This is a genomic window from Polymorphobacter sp. (assembly GCF_051860865.1).
In the GTDB taxonomy this organism is placed as follows: domain Bacteria; phylum Pseudomonadota; class Alphaproteobacteria; order Sphingomonadales; family Sphingomonadaceae; genus Sandarakinorhabdus.
Map to the genome: position 1 here is coordinate 1 of NZ_JBIMKZ010000093.1, position 10,862 is coordinate 10,862.

The 10,862-nt window shown below is 62.4% G+C and carries 10 protein-coding genes and 1 other RNA gene; 1 reads left to right on the forward strand and 10 read right to left on the reverse strand.

Annotated features, from left to right (window positions below):
- The 3 genes from ACTIFJ_RS13805 to ACTIFJ_RS13815 form a co-directional block, all read right to left on the reverse strand.
- On the reverse strand, positions 1-619 hold a 619-nt coding region (locus ACTIFJ_RS13805), incomplete at its 3' end, for a cbb3-type cytochrome c oxidase subunit I (protein ID WP_439534692.1).
- A gap of 14 nt (positions 620-633) precedes the next feature.
- Complete coding sequence (gene coxB, locus ACTIFJ_RS13810) at positions 634-1,578, reverse strand: cytochrome c oxidase subunit II (RefSeq protein ID WP_439534693.1); 945 nt, start codon at positions 1,576-1,578, stop codon at positions 634-636.
- Between the two features lie 114 nt (positions 1,579-1,692).
- Positions 1,693-2,508 carry a crotonase/enoyl-CoA hydratase family protein gene (locus ACTIFJ_RS13815; protein ID WP_439534694.1) on the reverse strand — a complete coding sequence of 272 codons (816 nt, stop codon included), beginning with the start codon at positions 2,506-2,508 and terminating at the stop codon, positions 1,693-1,695.
- Positions 2,509-2,537: 29 nt separating this feature from the next.
- Between ACTIFJ_RS13815 and ACTIFJ_RS13820 the strand changes: the two genes are divergently transcribed.
- Positions 2,538-3,074, forward strand: coding sequence for a (2Fe-2S)-binding protein (locus tag ACTIFJ_RS13820; RefSeq protein WP_439534695.1), 537 nt, complete (start codon positions 2,538-2,540; stop codon positions 3,072-3,074).
- A 19-nt stretch (positions 3,075-3,093) separates the two neighbouring features.
- On the opposite strand, the gene ACTIFJ_RS13825 is transcribed toward ACTIFJ_RS13820, so the two are convergent.
- From ACTIFJ_RS13825 to ACTIFJ_RS13855, 7 genes are all read right to left on the reverse strand, one after another.
- Positions 3,094-4,230 carry a collagen-binding domain-containing protein gene (locus ACTIFJ_RS13825; RefSeq protein WP_439534696.1) on the reverse strand — a complete coding sequence of 379 codons (1,137 nt, stop codon included), beginning with the start codon at positions 4,228-4,230 and terminating at the stop codon, positions 3,094-3,096.
- Positions 4,231-4,378: 148 nt separating this feature from the next.
- The gene (locus ACTIFJ_RS13830; RefSeq protein WP_439534697.1) at positions 4,379-4,984 is read right to left on the reverse strand and encodes a DUF4893 domain-containing protein; all 606 of its coding nucleotides are present in this window, start codon (positions 4,982-4,984) and stop codon (positions 4,379-4,381) included.
- Between the two features lie 59 nt (positions 4,985-5,043).
- Positions 5,044-5,706 carry a guanylate kinase gene (gene gmk / locus ACTIFJ_RS13835; RefSeq protein WP_439534698.1) on the reverse strand — a complete coding sequence of 221 codons (663 nt, stop codon included), beginning with the start codon at positions 5,704-5,706 and terminating at the stop codon, positions 5,044-5,046.
- Between the two features lie 19 nt (positions 5,707-5,725).
- A complete protein-coding gene (locus ACTIFJ_RS13840) occupies positions 5,726-6,187 on the reverse strand; it encodes an SspB family protein (protein ID WP_439534699.1) in 462 nt (153 codons plus the stop codon).
- A gap of 109 nt (positions 6,188-6,296) precedes the next feature.
- Positions 6,297-6,646, reverse strand: a transfer-messenger RNA (tmRNA) gene (gene ssrA / locus ACTIFJ_RS13845).
- 3 nt (positions 6,647-6,649) lie between these two features.
- Positions 6,650-7,858 carry a glycosyltransferase family 4 protein gene (locus ACTIFJ_RS13850; protein ID WP_439534700.1) on the reverse strand — a complete coding sequence of 403 codons (1,209 nt, stop codon included), beginning with the start codon at positions 7,856-7,858 and terminating at the stop codon, positions 6,650-6,652.
- 282 nt (positions 7,859-8,140) lie between these two features.
- A partial coding sequence (locus ACTIFJ_RS13855) for a DNA-directed RNA polymerase subunit beta' (protein WP_439534701.1) occupies positions 8,141-10,862 on the reverse strand: 2,722 nt, incomplete at its 5' end.

A 10,862-nucleotide genomic window follows, 5' to 3' on the forward strand; every position in this document is an offset into this window, starting at 1 on the left:
GAATGGTCGTGATGAAGTTGATCGCGCCAAGGATCGATGAAGCACCGGCGATATGGAGCGACAGGATCGCCATGTCGACAGCTGGCCCCGGATGGCCTGCGGTGCTGAGCGGCGGATAGACCGTCCAACCCGTACCGGCCCCATTGAAGCCGGCGGGGCCCTCGACGAACATAGAGCCGCAAAGCAACAGGAACGACGGCACCAGCAGCCAGAACGACACATTGTTCATGCGTGGGAAGGCCATGTCCGGTGCGCCGATCATGATTGGAACAAACCAATTACCGACGCCGCCAATCATGGCCGGCATCACGGTGAAGAACACCATGATCAGGCCGTGACCGGTGATGAACACGTTCCAGAGATGATAGCTGGCATCGAGATTGCCATCAGTAAACCAGGTCAGATACTGGATGCCCGGCGCGGCCAGCTCGAGCCGCATGATGCCCGAGATCGCCCCACCAATAGTCCCCGCGATTACCGCGAAGATAAGATACAGGGTTCCGATGTCCTTGTGGTTGGTCGAAAACAACCAACGTTCGACAAAGCCCGGCTTGTGGTCAGCATGATCATCATGCCCGGCATGTCCTGCCGCTCCCACCAGCGCGCTTTCGCTTGCCATTCCCGTCTCTCCTGTCACGCTGCCGGCTGCGCCGCAGCCACTTCGGACTCGGCCGCAGCCGCTTCCGGTTCAATTCCATTTTCAGCCTGCTTGGCGGCCACCCAGGCGTCGAACTGCTCGCGCGAGACGACTTCGACGGCAATCGGCATGAAGGCATGCTTGGTGCCGCAAAGCTCCGAACACTGGCCGAAATAGACGCCCGGACGATCGACCTTGAACCAGGTCTCGTTGATCCGGCCGGGCACGGCGTCCATCTTCACCCAGAAGCTGGGGATGGCGAAGCTGTGCATCACGTCCGAAGCCGTCGTCAGCACCTTCACCGTCGCACCGACTGGCACAACGATGCGATTATCGGTATCAAGCAGCTTCGGCGAGCCGCGTTCGGCCGACTCCTCGTCGGTAAGCATCACGGCATCGAAGCTGAAGCCACCCTGGTCCGGATATTCATATTCCCAGTACCACTGGTGACCGATCGCCTTGATCGTCAGATCGGCTTCGGGCGGATCATATTGATTGGCCAGCAACCGGAAGCTCGGCACCGCGATAAAGGCCAGCAGCAGCACAGGCACGACGGTCCAGATCACCTCGATCGTCGTGTTGTGGCTGGTGCGCGAAGCGACCGGGTTGGCCGAGGCGCGGAACTTGATGACCACATAGGCCAGCAGGATGAGCACGAACACGGCCACCGCGGCCATCATCGGGTTCATGATATAGTTGGTGAGCCGATAAGCTTCCTGCCCGATGGCCGTCACTGGAGTCTGGAGGTTCCAGCCACCATTCGGCTGCCCGAACAGGGCATCGGGCGTCACATAAGAGGCCACCGTCGCCGGCAGCTCGGTCAGCGTCACCGTTTCCACCGGGGCCGCCACCGGCGCATCGCTTTGCGCCAGCACCGGCGCTGAGATGCCGGCGAGGCCCAGAATGGTGACGATGGTCGAACGACCGGAAAGGCGACGCATGAAAGCCTCTTTGGACACGATGACCGACTGATCGATCTGATGCGGGTCCTATGACGCGGTGCAAGGTGCGCTGCAAGCTCCCACTTCGTCGCGCCTTGTCAAAAATATGACAAATCAGCCGTTGAGGTCGGGGAAATTGGCCGTTTCGCGGGCGATCTGGGCGGCCAACGCTCTGGGCACATCCTCACCCTGCAGCATGGCGGCGTTCCACAGCGCCACATATTCAAGCCCTTCGGCGATCGTATGATCACGCCCATGATTCAGCACCTGCTTGATTCCGGTAATCGCCAGCGGCGACTTGGCAGCAATCTCACCGGCAATCGCCCGCGCGCCGGCCATTGCGGCTTCATGGTCCTCGTCGATTCGATTGAGAAAGCCCCATTGGCGGGCTTCCGCAGCGGTGAACTTGCGCCCCGTATACGCCAGTTCGCGCACGAGACCGTGCGGCAGTAAATGGGGCAGCCGCTGCAACGTGCCGACATCGGCGACGATTGCCAGATTCACCTCCTGGATGCTGAAATAGCAGCCTTCGACGCCCAGACGCATGTCGCAGGCGGTTACAAGATCCACCCCGCCGCCGATGCACCCGCCCTGGACCACGGCAATCACTGGCACTCGGCAGCGGTCGATGACGGAAAAGGCCTCTTGCATGCGAAGCACCTCCCGCCTGAAACGCTCGCGCGCACGGCCTGGCTCCCCCACCGCCGCAAGCAGGGTCGAGGCCCAGTTCAGGTCCAGCCCGGCGGAGAAATGGCGACCGGTGGCGGCGATGATGACCGCGCGGATAGACGTATCGGCCTCGATACGGGCAAAAACCGCCGGCACTTCTTCCCAGAACGCGTCGTTCATGGTGTTCAGTTCCGCAGCGCGGCAGAGTGTCACTTCGGCGACCGGCCCCTGCACGCGATAGTCCAGCGTCGTCAGTTCCATCTCGATCGCCCTTCGGCTAAAGCCAGCTCATGACCCGTTTCACCATCAACAACTCGCCCGTGCAGTTCAAGCTGGCGCCTGACACGCCGCTGCTATGGGCGCTGCGCGACGCCGCAAATCTGACGGGAACGAAATATGGGTGCGGGGCGGGATTGTGCGGGGCGTGTACCGTCCATGTCGACGGTATTCCGACACGGTCCTGCCAGGTGAGCATCGGCGATCTGGAGGGCACGTTCGTAACGACGATTGAAGGTCTGTCCGACGACCGGTCCCATGTCGTCCAGCAAGCCTGGATTGCCGAACAAGTACCCCAGTGCGGCTACTGCCAGTCAGGGATGATCATGGCTGCAGCAGCACTGCTCAAATCGATCCCGATCCCAACCGACGCCGACATCGACGCGGCCATCACCAACCTATGCCGCTGCGGCACCTATCCGCGCATCCGCAAGGCCATCCACAGGGCAGCACGCGCCGATTTGCCGACGCCGCTACCCGGCCCCGAAGCGACGCCGGCGGATGCCGCGCGGATCGCGCCGAGCATGAAGCAATCCGCACGGGACACCTGATGCCCCAACGGGTCAGGGCCTAGGCGACCACCATCCGTCGGCGGCGCATGACGGCGCCCACCAGACCAAAGCCGGTGATCAGCATCGCCCAGCTCGCCGGCTCCGGAATAGGCTCGGGCAACAGCCAATCGCTGCCGCCGGCATAGCTGCCAAGATGAACCTCGCCACGCATGTTCATATTGAGCGCCACGATGGTGCCCTCAATCGCCGTCGAATTGGTGATCGTCGCCAGCGGCGCCAGCATGCTGCCATGGACCATGCGGTCGACATTTATCGTCGTGGCATCGACGAAATTCCAGATCAGCCATGGGTTGAGGCTAGCGTTATAGGCGCCCACCGGATTGGCATTCCAGTTGACGGTCTGTCCGAGCACATTGACCACGATCGGCATCGGATCGCCCAGAAAGCTGAAGTTGATCTGGCCCATACTCAGCAGGTTGGCATCGATAGTGAACAGCGCAAAGCCATTATCGCCCGCGACAGCGTTGAACACCGGGCCCTGTGAGCCAACAAGCACACTGCTCGGATTATCGGCCAGCGTCATCCCGGCAAGGGTCTGCGACAAGCCGTTGAGATTGGCGGAGAGAGAATCACGCTCGGCGACAAGGCCCGCCACCACCGACGACGCGAAGGCCGTGCCGAGGCCCGTAGTGATCGTCGAACCATTGGCATTGATATTGCCGGATGTGCTGCCTCCGACCTGATAGGCGCCGCCGCTCGAGCCATTGAAGTTCTGGAGATTGCCGCCGACCTGCATGGTGCCGTTCTGGGCATTGAAGTTCATGCCCTTCACATCACCACCAACAACGACACTAGCCGGCGTGCCGACCCGCCCGACGCCACCGTTGCTGCCATTGTTGAGCTGGCTGTTCTGCTGATTCATGCCGCCGACGACCGACAGTGTCGCGCGACTGGATGGCGAACTGCCCTGCTGGGTGTTGCCGATACCGAAGTTGGTGCCGTTCCCCGTGACATTGCCGCCGACAAACGTCTTGCCTTCAACCTCCTGGCCCTGGGCTTGGAGATTGTTGAGCACGATCAGGTTCAGCTCGCGCATCGCCTGCAGGGCAGCGGCGGGATCGCCCAATCCTGTAACGGCCGTCGCGGGCGACGCGATCACCAGCCCACAAGCCATGCCAATCAATTTCATACGCATAAGACGACACCTCACGCCGACCCTTCTACAGCGAGGGGGCGCGGAGGCACAGCAAAATTAATGGAAATTTAAGCCAATATGGTCGATTTTACGTTCAATTCAGCATTTGATCCGTCGCGGCGCGCATGGCATTTTCAACTTAACATTTTCACGCCTGTTTGATCTCGACCAGCAACAGGTTCGATTGCCAGCGCGGCCAAGGCAATTCGATTCGCCAGTGGACTGGCTCGAGCGATCGCAGGACGCCCAAGGCATCCCGGTCCGGATCGTCGCCATACCGGCGGATGCCGGTCTCACTGGCAAGTGCGGTTGCGCCCAGGAATATCATCCTGTCACCATCGGCCCAGAGGCGCCCATGCAGCCGCTGGCTGCCGTCCAGCATGTCAAATCGCAATGTCGCGTCGCCCGACTCGGCCATGATAGTGCAATCGCCCCAGTCGGTAACGACCAGCGGCTGTCCGGCGTCGCGTGGCCAACCATCGTCCCGCAACCCCATGCGGACCAGCCGGCACTGGTATTTGCCGGGCATCGGCAATGCGGCTGACTGCGACATGTCCTCGCGGCGGCCGGGCAAGGGCTCGACCGGCGCCACCGCAACGGCTCCCAGGGCCGTCAGCCGCTCGGTCTCGCCCGCAGCCCCGATCTGCGAGAGCGAATGCGTCCATGCCCGCCACAGGCCGGCAAGCCGCTTGCGGTCCTCGTCCTGAATACGCCCCTGCCAGCTCGACGCCGCAGGCTGGGCGACGGCCATCATGCTCATGCCGCCCACCAACAGCACCAAGGACAGGGCAAGAACTGTCGAACGACGTGCCATCACTCGCCCTCGCCCAGCATGTCGCGAACAAAACCGGCCAGGCCGAGCTGCCGCTTTCTTCGGAGCCGCTCGGCTTTCAGGATCGCCTTCAGCTCGGCCAGGCAGGTCTCGGCATCGTCGTTGATAAGAATATAGTCATATTCGCCCCAATGGCTGATCTCGTCGCGCGCCCGCGCCATGCGTTCGTCGATGACGTCGGCTGGATCGGTGGCCCGCGCCCGCAGCCGCCGCTCCAGTTCGTCAAGATCCGGCGGCAGGATGAAGATGCGGACCAGATCATTGGCTGCATCGGTCTGCTGGAGCTGCTGGGTGCCTTGCCAATCGATATCAAACAGCACATCGCGACCCATTATCAGCGCAGACTCCACGGGCGCACGCGGCGTGCCATAGCGGTTACCGAACACCGTCGCCCATTCGAGCAGTTCGCGTCCCTTGACCATATCCTGAAACCGATCGGCCGAGACGAAATAATAGTCCTTGCCGTCGGTCTCGCCGGGACGCGGCGGGCGTGTGGTCGCCGAGACCGACAAGGTGATGTCGCCATCCTCTTCCAGCAGCCGCCGCGACAGGGTGGTCTTGCCCGCGCCGGAGGGCGAGGACATGACGAACATCAGGCCCCGTCGTGATGGCGCAGCCAGCATCGGCTGGGCAAAATCGGTCATCCGCGGCGTTCCGCGACAATCATTTGCGACGGAACCTGTCGAGCGTCACCACATTGCCGTTTGGATCGTCCGAAGGCGGCTCCGGCTCGGGCGGCGGCGCTTCCTCCTCGACGGGGGCATTGAACTGCAGTGCAAAATTGACGGCCGGATCGACGAAGCCGGTGATCGCGCTGAACGGGATCCTGAGCTTGGCCGGCACCTGATTGAAGGACAGGCCGATCTGGAAGCCTTCATCATCCACCGCCAGGTCCCAATAGCGGTGCTGGATCACAACGGTCATCTCGTCGGGGTAACGCTCGGCCAGATGCTTGGGAATATCGACGCCGGGCGCGCGGGTGCGGAATGCGATGTAGAAATGATGAGCGCCCGGCAGCCCGCCATCGGCGTCGATCCGCATCAGCACGCGCTGCACCACACCCCGCAGCGCGTCCTGCACGATCTCGTCATAAGGAATCAGGCTGTCGGAGGTCGTTTCGTTCACGGCTCACACTCAAGCGGGTTGCGTGCCCCCAACTGGCCTGTGCAGCAGTTCGGGTCAAGCCGAAGGATCGGGTGGGGAGCTTCTGTTGCTCGGTGCTCCCCGAACCGCCGGTTTCTGCTTCTGTTGCCCGGTGCAGTCCCAACCGCGCTTTCGGCCAGTGTAACTAGATCCGTGAGGATCTTAGGTTACGCTGCGATTGCGAATGCCTCGTTGTCGTTGGCATTTGTGTGTTGTGAACGGTTTAACGGCTCATTCAGGCCGGGCAAAAATGATCGTCTTTGAACACACGTCGATCCTAGTTCGGCCCCAAGATCGCCCTCGACAACAGGGGGGATGATGGTGGAGCCGCCGGGTACTGCCCCCGGGTCCGCTGCGTCTATTACACGCCATTCTGTATCGCCATAGCCGAGCGAACCCGGCTCGCCCGATATAGGCGCTGTTGACCGGTTCGCCAAGGGCGGGTCAGGCCTTGGCGATATCGGCGCCAATGATCTCCCGGTAGCGGGCGAGAACGGCACCGTTGATACGATCCCAGTCATAGGCCTTGGCGGCCTCGAGACCAGCAGCGCCGGCGGCGGACCGGGCTTGGTGATCGATCAAATAGACCTGCAGGGCATCGGCAAAACCGGTGACATCGGTGGCGGGCACAAGCCGGCCGGTGACGCCGTCCTCGATGATGCACATGCTGCCCGACGCCTGGGCAGCTACCACCGGCGTGCCGCTGGCCAGAGCCTCGATATTGATGTTGCCGAAGGTCTCGGTCACCGATGGATTGAGCAACATGTCGACGCTTGCAAAGGCGGTCGCCAGCGCTTCCCCCTGCAGAAATCCGGTGAACACCGCCTCGGGCATCTGCTCTTCGAAGCGGGCGCGCGCCGGACCTTCGCCCACCACCACCACCCGGTGGGCAATGCTCCGCCGCAGCAACTCGTTTGCTGCTGCGGCCACCATGTCGAGGCCTTTCTCCAGCACAAGGCGACCCACGAACCCAATGACCACCTCATCATCGGCAATGCCGAGAGAGCGACGCCAATCGAGATTGCGGCGATCCGGATTGAATAATGTCTTGTCGACACCGCGGCTCCAGGTTGCGGCGCGTTCGATCAGACCCTGCTCCCGCAGCATGTCGCCAAAGCCCTGTGAGGTGACGAACACCTCATCAAGCCCGGCATAGAAGCGCCGCAGGATCGCCTCACCGGCCGGCCGGGCCCAACCAAACCCGTAATATTCGAAATAGGTTTCGAACCGCGTGTGCACCGATGCAACGACGGGAGTGTGAAGGCTCTTGGCCAGCTTCTTGGCCGAGTGGCCGAGCGGATCGGGCGCGGAGAGATGAAACAGGTGCGGCCTGAATTCGGCGATCTCGCGGCAGTGGCGGCCAGACAGCCCGCGCGCAATGCGATATTCGGCGCGGCCGGGTATGCTCACCGATGGCACGGAAATCAGCGTTCCGGCGGGCTCAAAGGCGGGGGTATCACTGGTCGGCGAATAAATTCGCGCTTCAGCGCCCTGCTGCTCCATATACGCAACGAGCCGGTTCAGCGCCTGATTGGCTCCATCCCGAACATAATTGTAATTGCCGGAGAAAAATACCAGCCTGAGGCCTTCTGCAGACCGGGGCTCGGGCACCGGCTGCGATGCCAAAATTTCCGAGGCAAACTTTTCGTACATACCGCTATCTTAGACGTCCATTGTGGCCCACATGCGGCAGTATCGCCGCACCCTCAACATGCGTTGCAGGTCAGACATTCCCTGACTAACCGCTCGGTCTATTGGCCCGACAGGTGCGAATGGAGCAGCAGGCATGCGCATTGACGAAATTCACCGCCAAGAACATTGCCTGTTTTGGCGCCGTTAGTCCGGCTTTGTCATCCAGCGCCGTCTGAACTGCCCAAAGGCATAAAAAAGGGCGCCGCACTTCCCCGCGACGCCCTTTCTATTCGTCCGAACAGCTCAGGCTTCTGCGGGCGCCTCGATGGCCGCTTCGGCCTTGCTCGCCTGGGCGGCACGCAGGGCGGCGTCGCGGCTGTTCGCTGCCACGCGCAGACGTGCCATGCCGGCGCCGGTACCCGCCGGAATCAGGCGGCCAACGATGACATTCTCCTTAAGGCCCTGCAGAGTATCGACCTTGCCCTGCACCGCAGCCTCGGTCAGCACGCGTGTGGTCTCCTGGAAGGAGGCGGCCGAGATGAAGCTCTTGGTCTGGAGCGACGCCTTGGTGATGCCGAGCAGCACCGGCTTGCCTTCCGCCGGCGTGCCCTTCTTGTCGAGCTTGGCGTTCTCGGCGTCCATCTCCTCGCGGTCGACCTGCTCGCCGACGAGCAGCGTGGTGTCGCCCGAAACGGTGATCTCGACCTTTTGAAGCATCTGGCGAACAATCACCTCGATGTGCTTGTCGTTGATGCGCACGCCCTGGAGACGATAGACCTCCTGGATCTCGGTGCAGAGATATTCGGCCAGCGGCTCGACCCCCAGCACCTCCAGAATGTCATGCGGATTGGGGTTGCCATCGATCAGATAGTCCCCGCGCCGCACGAAATCGCCTTCCTGCACGGCGACGTGCTTGCCCTTCGGCACCAGATATTCGGCCAGCTCGCCGCCATCTTCCGGGCGGATCGAGATGCGGCGCTTGGTCTTGTAGTCCTTGCCGAACTCGACGCGGCCGTCGATGCGCGCGATGATCGCATTGTCCTTCGGAATGCGCGCCTCGAACAGCTCGGCCACCCGCGGCAGACCGCCGGTGATGTCGCGGGTCTTGGCGGCTTCGCGCGGAATACGGGCGATCACATCGCCGGCGAACACATCCTGCCCGTCAGCGACCGACAGAATCGCGTCGACCGCCAGCGGATAGCGCGCCGTCTCACCCGATTCCTCGTTGAGCAGGGTGACGCGCGGCCGCAGATCGTCCTTCTTGTTGACGGCCTTCCAGTCGCTGACCACTTTGTTCGAGATGCCGGTCGTCTCATCGACTTCCTCGCGCAGCGACACGCCCTCGATCAGATCCTGATACTTCACCTTGCCGGACTTTTCGGTGATCACCGGCAGCGTGTACGGATCCCAATCGGCCAGACGGTCGCCCTTCTTCACCGTGACGCCCTCGACGACGGTCAGTGCCGCCCCATAGGGGATGCGGTGAACCGAACGCTCCCGGCCGTCCTCGTCGCGGAGCACCAGTTCGCCGTTGCGCGCCATGGCAATGGCACGACCGCGGCTGTCGGTGATCGTCGGCAGCACACGGAACTCGATGATACCGTCGACCGGCGCATCGAGGCTGGACTGCTCGCTAACCTGCGCCGCACCACCAATGTGGAACGTACGCATCGTCAACTGCGTGCCCGGCTCGCCAATCGACTGGGCGGCGATGACACCGACAGCCTCACCGGCATTGACCGGCGTACCGCGGGCCAGATCGCGCCCATAGCAGGTGGCGCAGACGCCGCCCTTGGTCTCGCACAGCAGCGGCGAGCGGATCTTCACCTCGGCAACAGCCGCGGTCTCGATCCGGGTGATATCGGCTTCGTCGAGCAGGCGACCCGCAGGGGCAATCACTTCACCGGTCTTGGCATCGATGATGTCCTCGAGCACGGTACGGCCCAGGATGCGCTCGCCGAGCGACACGATGGTGTTGCCGCCTTCGACGATCGCCTTCATCACCAGGCCGAGCTCGGTGGTGCAATCCTGCTCGATGACCACGCAATCCTGGCTGACATCGACCAGACGGCGCGTCAGATAGCCGGAGTTGGCCGTTTTCAGCGCCGTGTCGGCGAGTCCCTTGCGGGCGCCGTGGGTGGAGTTGAAATACTCCAGCACGGTCAGGCCTTCCTTGAAGTTCGAGATGATCGGCGTCTCGATAATCTCGCCCGACGGCTTGGCCATCAGGCCGCGCATGCCGGCAAGCTGCTTCATCTGCGCCTGCGAACCACGGGCACCCGAGTGGGCCATCATGTAGATGGAGTTGATCTGTGCCTCGCGGCCATCGGCTGTCTTCTTCTTGGCACTGATCTCCTTCATCATCTCGCCGGCGACCTGATCACCGCACTTGGCCCAGGCATCGACGACCTTGTTGTACTTCTCGCCCTGGGTGATCAGACCATCCTGATACTGCTGCTCGAAATCCTTGACCTCGAGCTTGGTCTTGTCGACCAGCACCGCCTTGGCGGCCGGGATCACCATGTCGTCCTTGCCGAACGAAATGCCGGCCTGGAACGCGTGGCGGAAGCCCAGCGTCATGATCGCGTCGGCGAACAGCACGGTCTCCTTCTGGCCGGTGTGGCGATAGACGGTGTCGATGACATCGCCAATCTCCTTCTTGGTCAGCAGACGGTTGATCGTCTCATAAGGGACCTTGTGGCTCTTCGGCAGGCACTCGCCGAGCAGCATCCGCCCCGGCGTCGTCTCGACGCGACGCAGAACCGTCTCGCCCGCCTCGTTGGTGGTCGAGACACGGGCGCGGATCTTCGAGTGCAGCGTCACCACCTTGGCATGCAGCGCCTGATGCACTTCGGCCATGCCGGAGAAGGCCATGCCCTCACCCGGCTCCTTCTCGGATTCCATCGACAGATAATAGAGCCCGAGCACCATGTCCTGCGACGGCACGATGATCGGCTTGCCGTTGGCGGGGCTGAGGATGTTGTTGGTGGACATCATCAGCACCCGGGCTTCAAGCTGGGCCTCG